This window comes from Roseateles chitinivorans, from assembly GCF_050632145.1.
In the GTDB taxonomy this organism is placed as follows: domain Bacteria; phylum Pseudomonadota; class Gammaproteobacteria; order Burkholderiales; family Burkholderiaceae_C; genus Roseateles; species Roseateles chitinivorans_B.
Window position 1 is genome coordinate 2,687,023 of record NZ_CP192577.1, and the last position, 20,717, is coordinate 2,707,739.

16 protein-coding genes, 2 tRNA genes, 3 pseudogenes and 1 riboswitch are annotated in these 20,717 nt (G+C 65.8%); of the genes and pseudogenes, 5 read left to right on the forward strand and 16 right to left on the reverse strand.

The window, feature by feature from the left end:
• From cobU to ACQ86G_RS12415, 10 genes and pseudogenes are all read right to left on the reverse strand, one after another.
• A complete protein-coding gene (gene cobU, locus ACQ86G_RS12370; protein WP_431260826.1) occupies positions 1 to 627 on the reverse strand; it encodes a bifunctional adenosylcobinamide kinase/adenosylcobinamide-phosphate guanylyltransferase in 627 nt (208 codons plus the stop codon).
• 112 nt (positions 628 to 739) lie between these two features.
• Positions 740 to 2,526: pseudogene (locus ACQ86G_RS12375) on the reverse strand (TonB-dependent receptor plug domain-containing protein).
• Between the two features lie 277 nt (positions 2,527 to 2,803).
• Positions 2,804 to 3,072: riboswitch (cobalamin riboswitch) on the reverse strand.
• Positions 3,068 to 3,214, reverse strand: coding sequence for a hypothetical protein (locus ACQ86G_RS12380; RefSeq protein ID WP_431260827.1), 147 nt, complete (start codon positions 3,212 to 3,214; stop codon positions 3,068 to 3,070). It overlaps the preceding riboswitch by 5 nt.
• A 524-nt stretch (positions 3,215 to 3,738) precedes the next feature.
• Positions 3,739 to 4,365: pseudogene (gene pth, locus ACQ86G_RS12385) on the reverse strand (aminoacyl-tRNA hydrolase); the annotation flags it as partial.
• A gap of 139 nt (positions 4,366 to 4,504) precedes the next feature.
• A complete protein-coding gene (locus ACQ86G_RS12390; protein ID WP_431260828.1) occupies positions 4,505 to 5,122 on the reverse strand; it encodes a 50S ribosomal protein L25/general stress protein Ctc in 618 nt (205 codons plus the stop codon).
• A 118-nt stretch (positions 5,123 to 5,240) separates the two neighbouring features.
• Positions 5,241 to 6,203 carry a ribose-phosphate pyrophosphokinase gene (locus tag ACQ86G_RS12395; RefSeq protein WP_431260829.1) on the reverse strand — a complete coding sequence of 321 codons (963 nt, stop codon included), beginning with the start codon at positions 6,201 to 6,203 and terminating at the stop codon, positions 5,241 to 5,243.
• A 67-nt stretch (positions 6,204 to 6,270) separates the two neighbouring features.
• Positions 6,271 to 6,347, reverse strand: a tRNA-Gln gene (locus ACQ86G_RS12400).
• A gap of 38 nt (positions 6,348 to 6,385) precedes the next feature.
• On the reverse strand, positions 6,386 to 7,456 hold the full coding sequence (gene ispE, locus ACQ86G_RS12405; protein ID WP_431260830.1) for a 4-(cytidine 5'-diphospho)-2-C-methyl-D-erythritol kinase: 1,071 nt from the start codon (positions 7,454 to 7,456) through the stop codon (positions 6,386 to 6,388).
• A 10-nt stretch (positions 7,457 to 7,466) separates the two neighbouring features.
• The gene (locus tag ACQ86G_RS12410; RefSeq protein WP_431260831.1) at positions 7,467 to 8,066 is read right to left on the reverse strand and encodes an outer membrane lipoprotein LolB; all 600 of its coding nucleotides are present in this window, start codon (positions 8,064 to 8,066) and stop codon (positions 7,467 to 7,469) included.
• Positions 8,066 to 9,892 (reverse strand): tetratricopeptide repeat protein, encoded by a 1,827-nt coding sequence (locus tag ACQ86G_RS12415; RefSeq protein WP_431260832.1) that lies wholly within the window; start codon positions 9,890 to 9,892, stop codon positions 8,066 to 8,068. Before ACQ86G_RS12415 ends, ACQ86G_RS12410 begins: the two co-directional genes overlap by 1 nt.
• A 99-nt stretch (positions 9,893 to 9,991) precedes the next feature.
• Between ACQ86G_RS12415 and mutM the strand changes: the two genes are divergently transcribed.
• From mutM to ACQ86G_RS12430, 3 genes are all read left to right on the forward strand, one after another.
• Complete coding sequence (gene mutM, locus ACQ86G_RS12420) at positions 9,992 to 10,843, forward strand: bifunctional DNA-formamidopyrimidine glycosylase/DNA-(apurinic or apyrimidinic site) lyase (protein WP_431260833.1); 852 nt, start codon at positions 9,992 to 9,994, stop codon at positions 10,841 to 10,843.
• Complete coding sequence (mutY, locus tag ACQ86G_RS12425; protein ID WP_431260834.1) at positions 10,840 to 11,895, forward strand: A/G-specific adenine glycosylase; 1,056 nt, start codon at positions 10,840 to 10,842, stop codon at positions 11,893 to 11,895. The genes mutM and mutY overlap by 4 nt, the downstream gene beginning before the upstream one ends.
• A gap of 160 nt (positions 11,896 to 12,055) precedes the next feature.
• Positions 12,056 to 12,421, forward strand: a complete 366-nt coding sequence (locus ACQ86G_RS12430) for a hypothetical protein (protein ID WP_431260835.1) — start codon at positions 12,056 to 12,058, stop codon at positions 12,419 to 12,421.
• 28 nt (positions 12,422 to 12,449) lie between these two features.
• On the opposite strand, the pseudogene rapZ reads toward ACQ86G_RS12430, so the two are convergent.
• The 3 genes and pseudogenes from rapZ to ACQ86G_RS12445 form a co-directional block, all read right to left on the reverse strand.
• Positions 12,450 to 13,294 (reverse strand): annotated as a pseudogene (gene rapZ / locus ACQ86G_RS12435) (RNase adapter RapZ).
• A gap of 86 nt (positions 13,295 to 13,380) precedes the next feature.
• Entirely contained in the window at positions 13,381 to 15,090 is a 1,710-nt protein-coding gene (gene recN, locus ACQ86G_RS12440) for a DNA repair protein RecN (protein ID WP_431260836.1), read from the reverse strand.
• A complete protein-coding gene (locus tag ACQ86G_RS12445) occupies positions 15,090 to 15,965 on the reverse strand; it encodes an NAD kinase (RefSeq protein ID WP_331612772.1) in 876 nt (291 codons plus the stop codon). The genes recN and ACQ86G_RS12445 overlap by 1 nt, the downstream gene beginning before the upstream one ends.
• 80 nt (positions 15,966 to 16,045) lie before the next feature.
• Here ACQ86G_RS12445 and hrcA point away from each other — a divergent pair, with 80 nt between their 5' ends.
• Together hrcA and ACQ86G_RS12455 are read left to right on the forward strand one after the other, a co-directional pair.
• A complete protein-coding gene (gene hrcA / locus ACQ86G_RS12450) occupies positions 16,046 to 17,062 on the forward strand; it encodes a heat-inducible transcriptional repressor HrcA (protein WP_431260837.1) in 1,017 nt (338 codons plus the stop codon).
• Positions 17,063 to 17,162: 100 nt separating this feature from the next.
• Positions 17,163 to 17,239: transfer RNA gene (locus ACQ86G_RS12455), tRNA-Ile, on the forward strand.
• Between the two features lie 9 nt (positions 17,240 to 17,248).
• On the opposite strand, the gene ACQ86G_RS12460 is transcribed toward ACQ86G_RS12455, so the two are convergent.
• The 3 genes from ACQ86G_RS12460 to ACQ86G_RS12470 all read right to left on the reverse strand — a co-directional run bounded on the left by ACQ86G_RS12460 (position 17,249) and on the right by ACQ86G_RS12470 (position 20,712).
• Entirely contained in the window at positions 17,249 to 17,857 is a 609-nt protein-coding gene (locus ACQ86G_RS12460) for an HNH endonuclease (RefSeq protein ID WP_431260838.1), read from the reverse strand.
• A complete protein-coding gene (locus tag ACQ86G_RS12465; RefSeq protein ID WP_431260839.1) occupies positions 17,854 to 18,357 on the reverse strand; it encodes a hypothetical protein in 504 nt (167 codons plus the stop codon). The genes ACQ86G_RS12460 and ACQ86G_RS12465 overlap by 4 nt, the downstream gene beginning before the upstream one ends.
• A 129-nt stretch (positions 18,358 to 18,486) precedes the next feature.
• Positions 18,487 to 20,712, reverse strand: a complete 2,226-nt coding sequence (locus tag ACQ86G_RS12470; protein WP_431260840.1) for a sensor histidine kinase — start codon at positions 20,710 to 20,712, stop codon at positions 18,487 to 18,489.
• Positions 20,713 to 20,717: the final 5 nt, after the last annotated feature.

The following is a 20,717-nucleotide window of genomic DNA, read 5'->3' on the forward strand; positions in this document are numbered from 1 at the left end:
TCATCCGTTGTTCTCCAGGTCCGCGTCGTTCGCGTCGTTCACGTTGTTCGCCCCATCGGCCGCGGGGCCGATGTCGTCCAGGTCCTCGACCGGCCTCGTCCACGGCTGTCCCGCGACCATCAGCGTCAGCTCGCCGCATTGCCGCGCGACGAGCTGGTTGAGCCGGCCCAGTTCGTCCACGTACGCGCGCACCTCGCGTCCCATCGGCATCACGCCCCAGCCGACCTCGTTGGACACGAAGACGACCGGCGACGCCAGCTGCGGCAGCAGGCGCTGCAGATCGGCGCATTCGGTGCGCCAGTCCTCGAGCCGCGGCGTGCCGTCCATCGGCATCAGCCAGTTGGTCAGCCACAGGGTCAGGCAGTCGACCACCACCAGCCGGCGCGGCGACGATGCCGCACGCAAGGCCTCGCACAGTCGCAGCGGGGCTTCGACGGTGTCGAAGCCCGCCGGACGGTCCGCCTGGTGACGGGCGATGCGCTCGCGCATCTCGTCGTCATGGGCCTCGGCAGTCGCGACGACCGTCACCCGGTGTCCCGGGGTCCGCGCCCAGCGCAGCGCGAGGCGCTCCGCGTGGCGCGACTTGCCGCTGCGCTGGCCGCCGACGATCAGGTGATGAGGGGACATCGGGGATCTCCAGTGAGGCGCAGGGAATGAGGTGCGGTTGTGAAGCGCGGGTGGGAAGAGGGCGTACGACGGGCGCCGAGCTGCAGGCCTTGCCGCCCGGGCCGGTCGTGGCTCACAGCGTCGGCGAGTAGCGCAGGGTGACGAACCAGGTCCTGCCGGCCTGGAAGAAGTTGTTGGCCGTCTGGTAGTCGCGGTTGAACGCGTTGTCGACATTCAACTGCAGCCGCCAGTCCTTGGCGACAGCGTACTGCGCGTCCAGGTTGAGCAGGCCGTAGCCCTTCAGCCGGGTCTTGTTGGCCGCGTCGTCGAAGCGGTCGCCGGAGCCGACGACGGTCGCGCCCAGCGTCCAGGCACTCAGCGCGGTCTCGGCGCGCAGCGTGCCGAAGCGCTTGGCGCGGCGCGCCAGTTGGCGGCCGGAGTTGGCGTCCGTCGGGTCGAGGAAGTCCACCGTGCTGCTGAGCCTGACCGGGCCGAGCTGGGCTCCCCCTTCAGGCTGGTGCCCTTGAGCAGCGCCCGTGCGACGTTGCTGTAGCAGCCGGTCGTGGAGCGGCAGCTGCCGGCCGCGCCGAACGCGATCAGGTCGGTGACGCGGTTGTGGAAGGTGGTGATCGCGACGTCGATGTCGCCCTGCGCCCAGGCCAGGCCGGCTTCGCGGTTCTGCGAGCGCTCGGGGCGGAGTTCCTCGAAGCCCCTGCTGGTGTCGGGACCGTAGACGCTGCCGCGTTGATACAGCGTCGGCGCGCGGAACGCGTTGCCCGCCGAGGCCGTCACGCGCCAGCCGCCGCCGAGCTTGACGCCGGCCGCGAGGCTGCCGGTGTCGATGCCGCCGAACTCGCTGTCGTCGTCGTGGCGGCCGTGCGCCTGCAGGCTGACCGGGCCGACGTTGCCGAGGTAGCTCAGGCCGATCGCGTTCTGGCTGCGCGTGCCGCTGCCGCCGATCAGGTCGACGTTGACGAGCCGGTCCTCGCGACGCTCCAGCACGCCGTTGAGCTGGTGCTGGTCGTTGATCTTGTAGAAGCCCAGCAGCGAAGCGCTGCGGATGCGCGTCTTCGACAGGTAGGGGGCGTTCGGCCGGGTCTCGTAGTTCTCTTCCGACTGGCCCACGGAGAGCTGGCTCGACAGCGCGCCGGACCAGGTCGACTTCAGGCTGAGCTTGGCGGCCAGCGATTCGGTGATGCCGCGATCGTCCGAATCCTTGCCGACGAAGGTGCCCGCGTCGTAGCCGACGTTGCTGCGGCTCTTCAGTCCGATGAGTTCGAGCCGCTGGCCCTCGGCCACGCGCGCCCCCAGGCGCAGGCTGCCGTTGTAGTTGCGCCAGCCGTCCTTGTCGGTGTTGTAGTTCCTGTTCGTCGTCAGGGCGTAGACATTGAAGCCGGTGCCGCGGTCGATCGCCAGCGAGCCGGCGTAGTCGAAGTCGGCAGTGCCGCCGAGCAGGGAGACGTCCGCCTTGGTCTGGCCGAGGCTGCCGTGGCCGATGCCGAGGTCCAGCTGCGGACGGCCGCTGCCCTGGCGCGTGAAGATCTGCACCACGCCGCCGATGGCGTCCGAGCCGTACAGCGCGCTGGCCGGGCCCTTGAGCACTTCGACGCGATCGATGAGCGACAGCGGCAGGTTTTCCCAGCGGGCGCCGCCGGTGGACTGGCCGTCGATGCGGACACCGTCGATCAGGACGACGGTGTGGCGGTTCTCGGCACCGCGCACGAAGACCGACGAGCTGTTGCCGGGGCCGCCGTTGCTGGTGATCTGGAGGCCGGCGACGTTGCGCAGCAGCGCCGCGATGTTGCCGAAGCCCTGGCGCTCGATGGTGTCGCGGTTGATGACGGTCAGGTCGACGGCGACGTCGGACAGCTTCATCGGGCTGCGCGTGCCGGTGACGGTGACTTCGTCGAGCCGGCTCATGGAGGATGCAGCGGCGGCGGAGGCGGGGAGGAGGAGGGCGCGGACTGCGCGGACGCGGAGAACGCCCAGAGCGTCGACAGGGCGAGCGCCATCGGGGTGAGGACGAGCAGCGAGCGGGCACCAGCGCGCGCGCGCGAAACGAACGGAAGCATGAGGAACGGACCAACGACGGAGTTCAGACGCCTGCTCACCCGCAGGGCTTCTGAGAAACGGTGCCGCCGGCTCGTCGTCGAGTCGTCCTTGTGAGAGTTCACGAAGGACGCGTCGCGCGATCGGCTGGAGACGCCACCTGTTGGCCGGTATCCGGGCTGGCGGCCGCTGCCTGTGTCCTTCCCAGCGCGGGCGCGCCAGTGGACATGGGGACAGGCAGTGCCGGCCGTCGCCCGGTGGTCCCTCGTCAGGATCCCGGGCGCGCGACCGGCGGCCACTTACCGTTGCGGGGACAGCTCAGGTTGGCTCGCGCATCGGGGATGCGACCACTTCCTGATTCCCGTTTAACTGCACGGACGCAATGTCCGCGCGAGCACCAACGGCGCGCATTCTAGCGAGGTGTGGCCGTCGTGGCGTCGGCGCCCGTCGTGGGCCTGGGCTGCAGCGCGCCGTCCGGCGACTTCGGCACCTTGGGTTTCTTCTTCGGCGGCTTCTTCGGATCCTTGGGCTTGGGCTTCTTCGGATCCGCGGGTTTCACCGGCTTGGTCGCGCGCTGTCCCGACAGGCGGCCGTCGATGCCGGCGGCCTTGGACGGCGTCTTCGCCGACTGGCGTTCGCGTTCCCGCTCGCGCGCGGCCAGGTCGCGCGTCTCGGCGGCCGTGCGCTGTCGGGCAGCCTCGGCCTCCTTCGGATCGACCTTGTCCTTCGGCAGCTCGGCGGCACGACCTGACCCCTCGGGGCAGGGGCTGTCGCGCAGGTCATGGCCTTCCGGACCGCAGCGGTAGAGACCGAAGGTCCGTTCCTGCTGCGGGGGGACTGCTGCGGGGTGGGCTGCTGCGGCGGCTTGGGCGCATCCTGCGCGTGCACCGCGCCAAGCATGAGGACCAGAACAGCAGTCGTCAGGATCAGGGCGGCGCGCGCGGGCATGTCAGTCTCCGGAGGAAGGGGTGGGGCAGCAGGAATGTGGGGGGCGGGTGTTGCAGCCGGGGCGGCCGCGGCCGTCGTGGCCGTGGTGCCGGGGGCGGCAAGCGGGGCGCCAGGCGTCGGCCCGGCGCCGTCGGCGCCGGGCTTGGGCGGCAGGTTCGCGGGTCTCGGCGGCTTGGGCCGGGGCGGCTTGGCGTGCAGCAGCGCCACGGCCTTGGCCATGTCGCCGCCGGTCATCAGCTTGAAGGCCTCCAGCGACTTGCCGATGCTGTCCTCGACCGCCTGGCGCTCCGCCAGCGGCGGCTTGCGCAGCACGTAGCCGGCGACCTCGTCGCGGTGGCCCGGATGGCCGATGCCCAGCCGCAGGCGCCAGAAGTTGCCGCTGCCCAACTGGGCCTGCATGTCCTTCAGCCCGTTGTGGCCGGCGTTGCCGCCGCCCTGCTTGAGCTTGAACTCGCCGGGGGCGATCTCCAGTTCGTCATGGATGGCGAGGATCTCCTCCGGCGCGATCTTGAAGAAGCGCGCCAGCGCCGCCACCGACTTGCCGGAGAGATTCATGTAGGTCATCGGCTGCAGCAGCCAGATGGGCCCCGGCGCGCCGGGCGCGTCGTTCACGCGGGCCACCAGGCCCGAGTACTTGGTGTCCAGCTGCGGCGAAGCCTTCAGACCGCGCGCCAGCGCATCGATCCACCAGAAACCCGCGTTGTGACGGGTGTCCTCGTATTCAGGGCCGGGATTGCCCAGGCCGACAAAGAGACGAATCATGGGGCGCGATTATCAGTGTCGAGCGGAAAAGCAGAAGGCCCCGCGAGCGGGGCCTTCTTCGGGGGAGATGCCACCCTTAAGGGGGCATTCCGGACAGCGAACGCGATCCTCGTCAGGCGCGCGTCCGGAGACGAAGAAATTACTTCTTCTTCTTCTTCTTGTCGTCGGCCGGGGCGGCTGCCACGACGATGACTTCTTCCGCCGCGGCCGGGACCGGGGTGGCGACCACCGGGTTCGGCTTGCCGTGCGTGACGATCTTGATGTGATCGGCCAGCTTCAGGTCGTTCACGTGGATCGAGTGACCCATCGTCAGGTTGCTCAGGTCCACTTCGATGAACTCGGGCAGCTGTTGCGCCAGGCAGGTGATTTCCAGCTGGGTCAGCACGTGGTTCACGGTGCCCTTGTCGGTCTTGACGGCCGGCGACTCGGCTTCACCGACGAAGTGCAGCGGCACCTTCTTGGTGATCTTGGTCGTGGCGTCGACGCGCTGGAAGTCCACGTGCAGCACTTGCTGCTTGTACGGGTGCATCTGGAAGTCGCGCAGCAGCACTTGCGTGGTCTTGCCTTCCACTTCCATGTCGAGGATGGAGCTGTGGAAAGCTTCCTTCTTCATGGCGTGGAACAGCGCGTTGTGATCCAGCTCGATGACGGCCGGTTCACCCGCGCCGTAAACGATGCCAGGAACCTTGCCAGCGTGGCGCAGGCGGCGGCTCGCTCCGGTCCCCTGCAGCTTGCGCTCAAAAGCGACGAATTTCATATCAATCTCCAAGAATGGACGGAGCGCCAGGATTGACGCTCCGGGTGAAGGCCCCGCGACCAGGTGCCTTCGCGACACGGCCGCTGTCCTTGCGGACAGCGGCCGATACAGGGTGCGATCAGAAGTTGTTGTTCTGCTCGCTGAAGAGGGAGGTCACCGACTCACCGTCCGAGATGCGGCGGATGGTCTCGGCGAACAGGAAGGCGACCGACAGCTGGCGGATCTTGCCGCAGGCCTTGGCCGTTTCCGACAGCGGGATCGTGTTGGTGATGACGACCTCGTCCAGCATGGAGCCGGCGATGCGCTCGATCGCCGGGCCCGACAGGATGGGGTGCGTGCAGTAGGCGAAGACGCTCTTGGCGCCGCGTTCCTTCAGCACTTCCGCCGCCTTCACCAGCGTGCCGGCCGTGTCGATCATGTCGTCCATGATCACGCAGTTGCGACCGTCGATCTCGCCGATGACGTGCATCACCTCGGAGACGTTGGCCGACGGACGGCGCTTGTCGATGATCGCCAGGTCGCAGCCCAGCTGCTTGGCCAGCGCACGCGCGCGGACCACGCCGCCGACGTCGGGGCTGACCACCACCAGGTCGCTGTAGTTGCGGGCCTTCAGGTCCGACAGCAGCACCGGCGAGGCGTAGATGTTGTCGACCGGGATGTCGAAGAAGCCCTGGATCTGGTCCGCGTGCAGGTCCATCGTCAGGACGCGCTCGACGCCGACGGTCTCCAGCAGGTTGGCCACGACCTTGGCCGAGATCGGCACGCGCGTCGACCGCGGACGGCGATCCTGGCGCGCATAACCGAAGTAGGGGATCACGGCGGTGATGCGGCGCGCGCTGGCGCGCTTCATCGCATCGACCATGATCAGCAGTTCCATCAGGTTCTCGTTCGTCGGCGCGCAGGTGGGCTGGACGATGAACACGTCGCGGGCGCGGACGTTCTGCTGGATCTCAACAGCCACCTCACCGTCGGAGAAACGACCGACCACGGCCTTGCCGAGCTCGAGGCCCAGATGCGTGGCGATTTCTTTGGAGAGGGTCGGGTTTGCGTTACCCGTGAAGAGGACGGTATTGAGCAGCACAGCGGGCCATCCTTAGACTTATGGCCCGGTGGCCAACCCAGCGGGTCCCGGATTGAAACTGAAAATTTGGCAGGGGAGGAAGGACTCGAACCCTCGCATGTCGGAATCAAAATCCGATGCCTTGACCAACTTGGCGACTCCCCTACACCGGACACTGTTCGTGGAACAGCACCCTACAACCTTCAATCTTCGGCCCAGCCCCGCAAAGGGTGAACCGACAGACTGCGACACATTCTTCCGACCCAACCTTCGGGGAGTTTTTCGAACTCACCTTCCGGTGTCGCCTTGAGATTGCTCTCCAGGCCGGAAACTGCATCTATCTTTTCCGCTGCTGTCTGCATTGCATTCAGCGAGGGTCGAACTATAGCAAAAACTGCACTGCCTGAACCCGTCATACGAGAATTTTCGTAGCGGGCCTGCAACCATTCAAGCGCCTTCGATACTTCGTGGCTCACAGATTCCGCGGGAGGTTGCAGATCATTTCTGCCCCATCCTTCGTACAACTGCTGCACGGGTATTTCCAGCGTTTGGTGATCGCGGGCAATATTGCTTTCGCGTCCACCCCAGCTATTGACTTCGTTACTCCGGGAATCTGTTTCCAGTATCCCTTTGCTGCGTCCGTCGTTCGCTGCAGGAAAGCCCGCTACTATAGCCACGTTTTCTGACCTTTGCAACAGCGGGCTGGAAAAAATTTCCTTGGTGCCGATGCTCGCCGCCGGTTTGACGACCGCGAGCCGCAGTTCCGGCACCTCGATCGGGGTCAGCACCTCGCCGATGCCTTCGACGAAGGCATTGCGCCCGCCGACGAAGAAGGGCACGTCCGCACCCAGCTTCAGCGCGATCGGCAGCAGCCGCTCGCGCGACCAGTTCAAGCCCCACAGCCGGTTCAGCGCCAGCAGCGTGCTGGCCGCGTCCGACGAGCCCCCGCCCATGCCCGCGCCCGAAGGCAGACGCTTCTCGATGTGGATGTCCGCGCCGAAGGCGCAGCCGCTGGCCTGGCGCAGCGCGCGCGCGGCGCGCAGGCACAGGTCGTCCTCGGGCAGCGCGTCGCCGCGGTCGTGGCGGTGCAGCGCGCCGTCGTCGCGACGCTCGAAGTGCAGCGTGTCCGCCCAGTCGATCAGCACGAACAGCGATTGCAGCAGGTGATAACCGTCCGGCCGCTTGCCCACCACGTGCAGGAAGAGGTTGAGCTTGGCCGGTGCCGGCACGTCGTAGAGCGCCTTCAGCGGCGCCGCGGAGGGGGAGGAGGTCATGCAGGGAAATTCAGGGCGACGCCGGTGCGTCCAGTTTCAGGCGCAGGGTTGCCAGCGGTTCCGGACCGTTCGGATTGATCCGCTGGGCGGAGATCAACTGAACGTCGAAGCGCCGCAGGTCGACCTGCCAGCCGAGCTGCTGGAAGCCCGACTCGCCGGCGGTCCGCGACGGCGCCTGCGGCCACGGGCGTCCGCGCAGCCAGTCGAACAGCGCCTGCAGCGGCAGCGGCTCGCCGAGCAGCTCCTGCGTCAGCGCGTCGATGCTGTCGTAGGCGCGGTCGCCGTCGGGTGTCTTGACCCAGGCCGAGCCGGGCTGCCACGACACGCGCGCCACCAGGCTGCCCATGGCGGTGCTCATCTCCAGCTGACCGCGGCGCGGATCGCCGAGCAGCTCGAAGTTGGCGTTGACGTTCTGGCCGCGCGGCTGGCCGCCGGCACCGGCCGGAACGATCAGTCCGAACTTGCCGGTCAGCCGGGGCGCGTCGGCGAGCGCGGCGGCGTCCGCCTCGCTCGCCTTCGGCACTGAACTGCAGCCGGCGAGCGCGCCCATGCCGAGCGTCGCAGCGCCGAGCGCCGCCATCGCGCCCGCGCTGAACTGCCGCCGCCGCATCAGGGGCGGACCTGCAGGCGTTGCATTGCCGACTGCAGCGCCTCGTTGCGCGGATCGCGGCGGGCGGCGTCGGCGAAGACGCGGCGTGCCTCGTCCTGCTGGCCGGCGGCCCAGAGCACCTCGCCCAGGTGGGCGGCGATCTCCGCATCCGGACGCGAGCCGTAGGCCTGGCGCAGCAGCCGCTCGGCCTCGCCGAGCCGGCCGAGTCTGAATTCCACCCAGCCCATGCTGTCGACGATGAACGGTTCGCCCGGCGCGAAGCTCAGCGCCTTCGAGATCAGGTCGCGCGCCTCCTGGAGCCGCTCGTTGCGATCGGCCAGCGAATAGCCCAGCGCGTTGTACGCGTGATAGTGCTGCGGCTTGAGCTGGATCACCTTCTGCAGCAGCGCTTCCATCTCCTGCGCGCGGCCCAGCTTCTCGGCCATCATCGACTGCTCGTAGATCAGGTCGGCGTCCTCGGGCGTCTGGGCGATCGCGGTGCCGAGCAGGTCATAGGCGGCCTGCCACTGCTTGTTGTCGCGCAGCAGCTGCGACTCGGCCAGCGTGCGGGCGCGACGGTCCTGCTCGCGGTCGGCGGGCAGCTGGTGCAGCAGCTGGCGGCCTTCCTCGAGCTTGCCCTGACGCGCCAGCAGCGAGGCGCGGCGGTAGGCGATGTCGAGGTTGCCCGGCGCCGCCTCGATCGCGGCCAGGCGCTTCTCGGCGGTCTTGAAGTCGCCGCGCATCTCGGCGGTCTGGGCCAGCAACAACTGACCCTGCTGCTTCGCTTCACGCTCGGCCTTGTCCAGGCCGGCGGCGGCGATCGCGCGCTCGGCCAGCGGCGAGACGGCCGGCTTCTCGACCAGCTTCATGTAGCGCTGCAGCGCGTCCTCGGCGGCGTCCGGGTGCTGCAGGTCCAGCTCCAGCGAGCCCAGCGCCAGCCAGTGGCCGGCCTCGTCGGGCGACTGCTGCGTCAGCGTGCGGAACTCGCGCGCCGCGTCGCCGGGACGCTGGGCGCGGGCCAGCGCGCGGGCGTAGGCCAGGCGCAGCGACTGCTTGTCCGGCTTGGCCTGCAGCTCGGCGGTGATCAGCGCCTCGGCCTCGGGACGGTGCGGCAGCAGTTCCAGCGCCAGCAGCAGCGGCTCCTCGCGTTCCGGGAAGTCCTTGGCGGCGGCGCGGACGTGGATCAGCGCGGTCTCGTAGCGCTCGGCCTTCTTGGCGAATTCCGCCAGCACCAGCAGCGAGGCGAAGCGGGTCTCGGGCTTCGCGGCGGTCTCGCGCAGCATCGGCTCGAAGGCCTCCTGGATGCGGACCGGTTCCGGAGTGCGCTGGAACAGCGCCGGCAGCGCGGCGATCAGCGCGCCGCGGCCGTCGGCCGGCGTCAGCGCCATCAGCGAGCGCAGCACCGGCGGGATCTCGGCCGGGCGGTTCAGCAGCGCGAGCAGCTGGATCTGCGTGCGGTGCGCCTCCAGCGAGTTCGGGATCGCCTCGCGCCAGGCGCGGGTGGCGACGACGGCCTGGTCGCCGGCGCGCGACTGCAGCGCGATCTGGACGACGCGGCGGAAGAGTTCCTCGTCGCCGCTGCGGCGGGCGGCGTCGAGCATCACCTGGTAGGCGACGCCGGGTTCGCCGCCCTGGAGTTCCATCTCGCCGATCAGCAGCTGATAGAACATCGGCGCGTCGAGGTCGGAATTGACCACGGGCGCGGAGGCGGCGGAGGCGGGCGCATCGGCGGCGGCGGGCGCGTCACCCTGGGGGGCCGGGGCGGCGGGCGTGATCTGGGCGTGGGCGGCGCAGCTCAGGGCGAGGGCGGCAGAGAGCCACCAGCGGTGGCGCACAAGGGCGGGCATGACGTGACTCCTGAACTGGACGGGAAGGCTCGCGGGGCAAACCGTGGGCCACGGACCATTCTAGGGACCCGGGAAGAAGGGCGCGCCTATGATCCCGGGATGCCCGAGTTACCGGAAGTTGAAGTTACACGACGAAGTTTTGCGCCGGCCATCGCCGGGGCGCGCGTGCTGGACGTGCGGCTGGGGAAACCGCTGCGCTGGCCGCTCGGTGTCGCGGCCGAACGGCTGGTCGGCCGGCGTGTCGGCGACGCCCAGCGACGGGGCAAGTACATCTGGCTGCCGCTGCGGGCGACGGCCGAACAACCCGGCCATGCCGACGAGGGCGAAGGCGGGCTGCTGCTGCACCTGGGCATGTCGGGCTCGCTGGCGTTCCGCGAACAGCAGCCGCCGGCGGGGCCGCATGATCATTTCGAACTGGTGACCGACCGCGGCGTGCTGCGGCTGACCGATCCGCGGCGCTTCGGCGCGGTCGTGTGGTCGGACGGGCTGGACGTGGAACCGGCCGCGAAGCTGCTGTCCCGCATCGGCCGGGAGCCGTTCGACATCGAGTTCCACGGCCCCTACCTGCATGAAGGCTTCCGCGGCCGGCGCGTCGCGGTGAAGCAGGCGATCCTGGCCGGCGACGTGGTCGTCGGCGCGGGCAACATCTATGCGTGCGAGGCGCTGTTCATGGCGGGCGTCGATCCGCGCGCGCCGGCCGGCAAGCTCAGCAGGCCGCGCGCGGAAAAGCTGGCGGGGGCATTGCGGCAGGTGCTGGGCGAAGCGCTCGAAGCCGGCGGCAGCACGCTGCGCGACTTCAAGGACGCGCACGGCGTGGCGGGCAGCTTCCAGATGCAGGCGCGCGTCTACGGACGCGAGGGCGAGCCGTGCCGCGTCTGCGGCACGAAGATCCGGCGCATCGTGCAGGGGCAGCGGTCGACCTTCTTCTGTCCGAGCTGCCAGAAACGATGACCGACGACGAACTGGATGCCCGCGTTGACGCGGTGCGTGACGATTTCGCCCCGCGGCTGCTGGCCTGGCAGCGCCGGGACGGCCGGCACGACCTGCCGTGGCAGAACACCCGCGATCCGTACCGCGTGTGGCTGTCCGAGATCATGCTGCAGCAGACGCAGGTGACGACGGTGCTGGGCTACTACCGGCGCTTCCTGGAGCGCTTCCCCGACGTGGCCGCGCTGGCCGCCGCGCCCAGCGACGAGGTGATGGCCGCGTGGGCCGGACTCGGCTACTACAGCCGTGCGCGCAACCTGCACAAGTGCGCGCAGGCGGTGGTGGAGCGCCACGGCGGCGAGTTCCCGCGCAGCGCGGAGGTGCTGGCGGAGCTCCCCGGCATCGGGCGCTCGACGGCGTCGGCGATCTCGTCGTTCTGCTTCGACGAACGCGTCGCGATCCTCGACGGCAACGTCAAGCGGGTGCTCGGCCGGCTGCTGGCCTTCGACGGCGACCTGGCCTCCTCCGCGCAGGAGAAGCGCCTGTGGCGCCGCGCCGAGGCCTTGCTGCCGACCTCGCCGACCGACATGCCGGCCTACACGCAGGGGATGATGGACCTCGGCGCGAGCCTGTGCGCGACGCGCAGCCCGCAATGCCTGCTGTGCCCGGTGGCGTCGCTGTGCGCGGGGCTGGCGGAGGGGGATCCGACGCGTTATCCGGTCAAGACGAAGAAGCTCAAGCGCGGCCAGCGGGAGAACTGGTGGCTGTGGCTGGAGCACGAGGGCCGCATCTGGCTGCAGCAGCGGCCGTCCGAGGGCGTCTGGGGCGGCTTGTGGACGCTGCCATTGTTTGACGACGAGGCCGCGCTGACGGCCCAGAGCGCGGCGCTGGGCGTCGCGGCGCCGGAGACGCTGCCGCGCGTGAAGCACGTGCTGACGCATTTCGACTGGCTGCTGCACCCGCGGCGCGCGCTGCTGACGCGCGAGACGCGGCCGGCGGGCGAGGGCGTGTGGGTCGCACGCGAGCGGCTGGCGGAGTACGCGCTGCCGGCGCCGTTGAAGAAGCTGCTGGACTAGCCGTCGCTGGACGGTCTGGACACGCTGAGGCGGGCTGAGGCGGGCGGATTCCAAGGGCTTCCGCCGCTGGGCGCCGGGCCGCGCTGCCGGTATGCTCGCGCGATCGCGAAGACGGGCCCGGGAGTGGCCCGCGCAGGTCTCAACCGCATGCAGGGACACCATGTCGAACGACGTCAAGCCGGGCCGGGCCGCGGCCATCAAGAGCGCACTGGAATCGGCCTTCATCGCGCTGCTGGCCAGCGGCGTGTGCCTGTGGTTCCTGATCAGCGAGACCCAGGCGTCCGACGACGGTGATCCGGCCAAGCTGACGATGCTGGCGATCGGCCTGTCTGCGGGCCTCTGCGCGCATTTCGTCTACATGGCCATCGCGGCCAAGCGCGCGGAGCGCAACGCCACGCTGTGGGTGATCCTGATGGTGGTGCTGATGCCGTTCACCTCGGTGGTGCTGGGCATCCTGCTGTTCAACCAGGTGCAGGAGATCGAGCAGCAGGCACGGGAAGAAGGCGGCGCGGGAAGCGCCGCCTGAGACCCCGTCTGAGACCGTTTGAGCGCGCTCAGCGCGCGTCCAGCTCCCGATGCCGCTTCAGCACCTGGCCATGGAAGGCGAACTGCTTGGCCAGCGTCTCGACGAGGTAGACCGAGCGGTGCTGCCCCCGGTGCAGCCGATGGCGACGGTCAGGTAGCTGCGCTGGTCCTGCGCGAAGTTCGGCAGCCACTGCGCGATGAACGCGCCGATCTGGCTGAGCATCAGCCGCACCTCGGGCTGGCCCTCCAGGTAGGCCGCGACCGGCTCATCGCGACCGGTGAGCGGGCGCAGTTCGCGGTCGTAATACGGATTGGGCAGCACGCGGACGTCGAAGACGAAGTCCGCGTCGCTGGGCACGCCGTGCTTGAACGCGAAGGACTCGAACACCAGCGTCAGCGAGGAACCGCTGACATGCACCAGGTCGCGCAGCCAGTGGCGCAGCTGCGCGGGGCGGAGCTGGCTGCTGTCGATGACGGTGGACTCCATGCGCAGCGGCGTCAGCAGCTCGCGCTCGAGCGCGATCGCCTCCTGCAGCGCGCGGTGGGTGTCGCCGTCGTCGCGCGCGTCATAGCGGGCGCGCAGCGGATGCGGGCGGCGCGTCTCCGAGAAGCGGCGCAGCAGCGTGTCGTCGTCCGCGTCCAGGAAGATCGCGCGCAGCGACACGCCTTCCTGGCGCATCTCCTTGATGTGCAGCAGCAGCTGCGGCAGCGAGCCGGCGCTGCGCACGTCCACCGCGATCGCGACGCGGCGCCAGCCGCGCTGGCGTTCGAGGTCGAGGAACTGCGGCAGCAGCTCCGGCGGCAGGTTGTCGACGCAGAAGAAGCCGGCGTCCTCGAGCGCGTGCATCGCGATCGACTTGCCGCCGCCGGACATGCCGGTGACGAGCACGACCTCGCCGCGCGGCGAGGTGGCGGTGGGCGTGGCCTGGGCGGGGGGCACGGGCGCGGTGTTGGGCGCGCTCACGGCTTCACCTTTCTGTTGGGGGCGGGCTTGGCCGGGGCGCCCTTGGCGGACAGCTCCAGCATTTCCTGCGCATGGGCGAGCGAGGTCGACGACAGCCGCTCGCCGCCCAGCATGCGGGCGATCTCGGCGGTGCGGGCCTCGCCGGCGATGGGGCGGACGTCGGAGTTGGTCTTGCCGTCCTTGAGCGCCTTGGCGACGAGGAAGTGGTGGTCCGCGCAGGCGGCGACCTGGGGCAGGTGGGTGACGGCGAGGACCTGCGCGCGCTGGCCGAGCTGCTTCATCAGCCGGCCGACGGTTTCCGCGACGGCGCCGCCGACGCCGGCGTCGATCTCATCGAAGATCAAGGTGCCGGCGCCGCTGTTCTGCTGGCTGGTCGTGACGGCGATGGCCAGCGCGATGCGCGAGAGCTCGCCGCCGGACGCCACCTTGGCCAGCGGCCGCGGCGTGGAGCCCGCGTGGCCGGCGACGAGGAACTCGGCGGATTCCAGACCGAAGCTCTGCGGCTCGTCCTGCGGCAGCAGCGCGACCTCGAAGCGGCCGCCGGACATGCCGAGCTGCTGCATCGCCTGCGAGACGGCGTCGGACAGCGTCGGCGCCGCCTTGGCTCGCGCGGTGCTGACGGTCTTGGCTTCCTTCTGATAACGCTTTAGCGCGGCGGCCTGTTTGGCCTGCAGCGCGTCGAGGTCGGTGGCGGCGTCGAGCTGCGCGAGCTCGGCCTTCCATTCGACCAGCAGCGCGGCCATCTCGGCCGGCTGGCGGCGGTAGCGGCGGGCGAGCGTGACCCAGGCGGACACGCGTTCGTCGAGCTGCTGCAGCCGGTCGGGGTCGAGGTCGGCGGCGTTGAGGTAGGAACCCAGGCTGTGCGCTGCGTCCTGCAGCTGCGCCTGCGCGCCGAGCAGCGCGGTGACGGTGTCCTGCAGGCCGGCGTCGTAGCTGAGCACGTCCTGCAGCGCGGAAAGCGCTTCATCGGTGAGCGCTTCGGCGTTGATCTCCGCCTCGGCGATGCGTTCGAGCGCGCCGCGGGCGGCGTCCATCAGCGACTGCGCGTGCGACAGACGCTGGTGCTCGGCGTTCAGCTCTTCCCACTCATCGGCGCCGGGCGCGAGGCGGCCGAGCTCGCCGATCTGCCAGCTCAGACGCTCATGCTCCCGGGCGAGATCGGCCTGCTTGGACTGCGCGGCGGCGAGCGCCTCGGTGGCCTGGCGCCAGTCGGAAAAGGCGGCGGCCATGGGCTTGCCGTCGATCTGGGCGAAGTCGTCGAGCAGCGCGCGCACGCTGACCGGGCGGGTCAGGCCTTGCCAGGCGTGCTGGCCATGGATGTCGAGCAGGTGTTCCGCCAGCTCGCGCAATTGGGCGACGGTGGCGGTGCCGCCGTTGATCCAAGCGCGGCTCTTGCCTTGGGCGTCGATGACGCGGCGCAGGAGGAGCGACTCCTCAGAACCGTTCACGCCGGTTTCGAAGCCGGCTTCCTCGAGCCAGGGGGCGAGGACGGCGGGGCGGTCGAATTCGGCGGAGATTTCGGCGCGTGAGGCGCCTTCGCGGACGACGGCGGCGTCGCCGCGGGAGCCGAGGGCGAGCTGGAGGGCGTCGATGAGGATGGACTTGCCGGCGCCGGTTTCACCGGTGAGGGCGGAGAAGCCGGCGGCGAAGTCCAGCTCGAGCGCCGGGACGATGACGAAGTCCTTGAGTTCGAGGCGGCGCAGCATCAGGTGTTGCCTTCGTTCCAGCGGAGTTTGCGGCGCAGGGTGGCGTAGTAGGACCAGCCGCGGGGGTGGAGGAAGGGGGCGCGGTGCTGGGAGCGGCGCACGGTGATGCAGTCGCCGTGGAGCAGGGAGGCGAGGGATTGCATGTCGAAGTTCACCGACGCGTCGCGGCCGGCGACGATGGTGAGGCGGACCTCGCCGTTGTCGGGCAGCACGATGGGGCGGTTGGAGAGGGCGTGGGAGGCGATGGGCAGCAGGACCCAGCCGCCGATGCCGGGGTGGAGGATGGGGCCGCCGGCGGACAGCGCGTAGGCGGTGGAGCCGGTGGGGGTGCCGACGATGACGCCGTCGGCGCGCATGTTGGCGACGAACTCGTCGCCGACGTCCACGCGCAGCTCGACCATGGCGGCGGTGGCGCCGCGGGAGACGACGACGTCGTTGAGGGCGACGCCGGAGAAGATCTGCTCGCCGTCGCGGATCACGGCGCCTTCGAGCAGGGAGCGGTGTTCGATCTCGAAGTCGCCGGCGAGGATGGGGAGCAGGGCGTCCTTGAACTGGTCGGCGGAGATGTCGGTGATGAAGCCGAGGCGTCCCTGGTTGATGCCGACGAGGGGGAGGTTGTAGCGGGCGACCTGGCGGGCGAAGCCGAGCATGGTGCCGTCGCCGCCGACGACGATGGCCAGGTCGCACTGGGCGCCGAGTTCGGCGTGGGAGAGGCCGGGCAGGGCGGTGATGCCGGTGCTGTCGGCGGTTTCCTGTTCAAGGGAAACATCCAATCCCTGGGAGGCGACAAAATCGGCAATCTCTTCCAGGATGGGCCGGATGCCCCGGGACTGGGGTTTTCCGACGATGGCCACGTGGCGGAAGCGCTTGGACATGGCGGGAATTACACCACAGCGATGTGCTGGGACCGGGGGTGCGCAGGGGGTGTGGCGCCGGGTTCTTTAGAATGAAAAACATGCTCGACGATCGCGCGAAGACACTGCTGAAGGCTCTGGTGGAGCGGTACATCGCGGATGGATCGCCGGTGGGGTCGCGCACGCTGTCGAAGGCGTCGGGGCTGGAGCTGAGTCCGGCGACGATCCGCAACGTGATGGCGGACCTGGAGGAGCTGGGGTTGATCGCCAGTCCGCACACCAGCGCGGGGCGGATTCCGACGGCGCGGGGGTACCGGCTGTTCGTGGACACCTTGCTGACGGCCAAGCCGGGCGGGTTGCGGGAGGGGGCGGGCTCGTTCGAGAGCCAGTTGTTGCCTGACCAGCCGCAGAAGGTGATTGCCAACGCGGCGCAGCTGCTGAGCAGCCTGTCGAGTTTCGTGGGGGTGGTGACGTCGCCGCGCAAGACGGCGGTGTTCCACCACATCGAGTTCCTCCGGTTGGGGGATCGACGGGTGCTGGTGATCATGGTGTCGCCGGGCGGGGATGTGCAGAACCGGCTGGTGTTCACGGCGCAAGACCTGACCCAGTCGGACCTGACGGAGGCGAGCAACCGGCTGAACGCGCACTACGCGGGGCTGAGCCTGGATGTGGTGCGGGACCGGCTGAGGTCTGAGGTGGATCAGCTGCGCGGGGAGATTGCCAAGCTGATGAGCGCGGCGGTGGACGTCGGGCAGCAGGGGGTGACGGAGCACGAGCCGATGATCCTCTCGGGGGAGAGGAACCTGCTGACGGTGCAGGATTTCAGCCACGACATGGGGAGCCTGCGGCGGATGTTCGACATGTTCGAGCAGAAGACGCAGTTGATGCGGCTGCTGGATGTGTCGGAGCGCGCGGAAGGCGTGCGGATCTACATCGGCGGGGAGAGCCATGTGGTGCCGGTGGAGGAGCTCTCCATCGTGTCCGCGCCGTACGAGGTGGACGGCGAGGTGGTCGGCACGCTGGGGGTGATCGGCCCGACGCGGATGGCCTACGACCGCATGATCGAGATCGTCGACATCACGTCGAGGATGGTGAGCAACGCGTTGTCGCAGAAGTGAGCCGGGCGGCGAAGGCCGCAAGCGTGCTTACAATCCGCCCCTCCGGTGCAACGCCGGAACCAACGAACCCGCCAGGGTTCGTATATGCGATTACCCCCGGGGGCCGTTAGCTCAGTTGGTTAGAGCAGAGGACTCATAATCCTTTGGTCACAGGTTCAAGTCCTGTACGGCCTACCATAAGGGTGTTTATTTTCCAGTCATAATTAGCCGCACTTGCTTTAATGCGGCCGACAGAACATCCGCGCGTTGACGAATCTGCTCCACTGGAAGATTTGCCAGATTATCGAGTTCTAGAAGAATTTGCTCGATTAGCTGATCGGCATGAAGTTGCAACGTTCTCCTTCTTCTAATTGCAACTCGCGATATACGGTTGAGATTCATCAGCTCTACCATATAGCCATAAGGCACTTTTTTGGGCGTTATCTCGCCATTCTCTTCGACGAGAAAATAAGTGTCCTTGTCCGGACTGAATGGGTCAATAAACCCATGTTGGCCGTTATTGCAGGTGCCGTCCTTTTCGGGCCACCAATCTGACTTTAAGCGATTGCATCGAAAGCACGCTAGCACAAGATTACTCGGATCATTTGCTAGACTCAGAAAATGCTTCTGCGGCTTAAAATGATCAAGATTCATCCCCTCGCCGCCAATCTCTTCCAGCATTGCGTCACAATACACGCAACGATTCTGGCAGTCTTCAGCGATCTCATCGTAATAGACAGAGTAATTGGCGTAATGATTTCCATCGCTCTTGGTTTTGTAGTTCAGGCGACGTGCGAGCGCGGGAAAATGAGTCATGGGCGAAACTTTAAAGATTCTTCAATCTTTTTTAGTTGGAGTTCAGCATCATCGAGCTTTGCAAGAAGCCTATCTTTTGCTGGAGTCTCAACTGTCAGGTCCTCCCTATCGCGAGAGAATTTCAATCGTTGAAACTCATCTTCCTCATCGGAGTTAAGGCTTGTGTCGAAACGCTTTCGCAATAAAAGTTCGAAGCGCTCTTCGCGGTCGCCTTGGATATGTGAATAGATGTCCATATGTCGCTTTATTCGCGCACCGATGGCGGCAATCTTCTCCGTCGTAGCTAGATCGCCTTTGCTCAGGACATACTCGACGGTCCCCGTAAAAGTATCGATGTCCTCTGCGTGGTTCGTAAGGATATACAGCGGAATCTGCTTGTCCTGAAGCCGCAGGCGTTCGGCGAGTTGGGTGCCTAGATAATCAGCTGTCCCAGCTGCCATTAGTCGCTGGTCAATAACTATCGAAGCCAGCTGCGCAATTTTACCTATCTCGCCCATCATTGCATCTATGTTTGCAGCCGGGGGAGAGTGACAACATCTACCTCGCTACCGACACATAACTGCAGCCGACGTCGATATGTCCTTAGCGCGATTGGCTCTTCATCAATATAGAGAAGTACGGGCTTCATTTTATTGTTCGATACGAATGATGAATTCTGCACCGCCGATCGGACCTTTCGCCACCGCGCGAACTGAACCGGTTGTGTGCTCATTTACGAACATCTTGACGATTGATAATCCCATGCCAGTTCCCACTACATTCCCTCGCTCATCGCGGCGGGTGGAGTACATGGGATTGAAGATAAAGTCTTCAGTACCCTCTTCTAGACCGCAGCCGCTATCACGGAAGCGAACTTCCGCAAAAGAGCCCGTGCTTTGAATCTCAATCTCAATTCGACGCTGTGCCGCAGGCGTTTTTGCCATTGCCCATATTGAGTTTGACAGCATGTTGACAAATATGCTTTCCCAGTCAATCTCGTACACTCGACTGAGAACTACGCTTTCTTGAACCTTAGATAAATCCACCGCAATTTTTTGTCGGTCAAGTGATTCGCGTAGCGCTGACGTCACTTTCCTAATGACGGAGGAAATATCAACGTCGCCTTTTATTCTCTTTCCTTTGCTAACGCTGGAAAGCGAAAATGCTGCGAAGTTGTTAATGAAATGTGTGCTGGCAATGATGGTTTCGATGTCCTCCGTAAGGTCGGCTTCGACCTCAGGAAGAATCATAAACTTCCCAGCCTGAAAACTTTCTTTGAGCTCGATGGCTGCCGTTGCTGCTAGATTGCAATATTCGCGCGCTTCATGGCCAAAGCATACTGTCAATATGCCTAGCGAAGCAAGATTGGCCAGAGTGTCCTTCTCTCGCTCTAGTTCAACCCGTTGAGATTCATAAGCTTCCTTGTAGCGTTCTGAAGCCTGCTTTGTTTCTTCAACAAGTCGGTTGACCTCCAAAATTTTGAGGTTGACCTCCGACTGCGTAGGAACAATTTCTCCTTCAAAAGCCGCAGTCAAATCATCAACTGCTGATTGGCTTTTTGAGATTGATTCTTCGAGCTGACGGGTTACTTCCTCAACGGGTGTATCTGAAGTGGCGCTGCGAGCCTGTTCAGTCGCCAAGACTTCAAAGTCTGAAATCACCTTAACCACAAAAGCGCGGAGATCGAAGAACGCATCGCTTTCAACCATCGCTTCGCGATTGGCTTGGTCTTGAAGCGTCGGATTCTCGATTCTGCTAATAAAAATTGCTCCAACTACCTGCTTAGGGCCGACCCTCCACCCGCCTTGACGTATGCCGCCTGGGCTACTTGCCTTTCGAATGCCCAAATCCAGCCAGTCCCCTCGGCCCGATGGCTCGCCATATGGCCTGACTCGAAATCGGTCGCGATAAATGCGAATGCCATGCTGTAAGTTCATGAAGGTGCTCCAGGATTTTCTGGATAGTTCCTTCGCTACAGTTTTGTCGGGCTGAGGTACGTAATATATTTTCAGTGAGAGCGGACCGCATCGCGGAATGCTGGCCCGGTTCGGCATCCAGGTCTTCCAATCTTGTGCTGAACTTTGATACTTATCTCCACTCGGCTGATGAATGTACGTTGTAGAAACACTGTTGTCCGCGCCGATTTTGGCCTCAATTGTCCAGTTCGCCGCGTCTAATATCTTCTCCGATGTTATTACACCGTCCACCGACACCGCCCCCGTGCGCATTTCAATACTAAAATCGCCAAGGGAGTCAAATGGAGAGATTAGAAGTGACAGTTCATTTCGTAGACTGCTAAACTTTTCTTCACTCCAGTCTTCCTTTAGTCCAACCAGAAGCAACCGAGTGCCTTTTGATTTGGATTGGAAGAAGTCGCTGTACTTCGTCTCAGGGAGGAAGGGAGTCCTGAATAATCGGTGCTTTACACCCGAAAGTGTGGCGTCTCGCTTTGAGTATCCCCGCCAATTGATGTGCAATTCCAAAACATAATCCATCTCCGCCGTCTTTGTTTGGATGATGGCACGCTTGCATAACCGATCTATACCTAAGCGCCCCAGCCCTTTTGCGCCGGTAAATACGCGCGATTTTCGTTCGGATCTTTCGATGACCGACTTGTTCTCCGTTCCAATCTTTAGCCATTCCCGAACGAGTGTTTCCTCGTCCATTCCGTCGCCATCGTCCTCAATCTGAAGGCGAGCCACGGGTGCAGATTTGTTCTGAAAAGTTATCCGAACATTTTCCGCGTTGGCGTCGTATGAGTTCTTTATGAGCTCAGTAATGGCGGCGGTCGAGCTTGCAATGCTATCCCGCCCCAATTGAAGCGGTAGTCGTGCGGCAACCTCGAACGGGTGACTTCCAAGGAGTTCTTTTGTCATGGCTA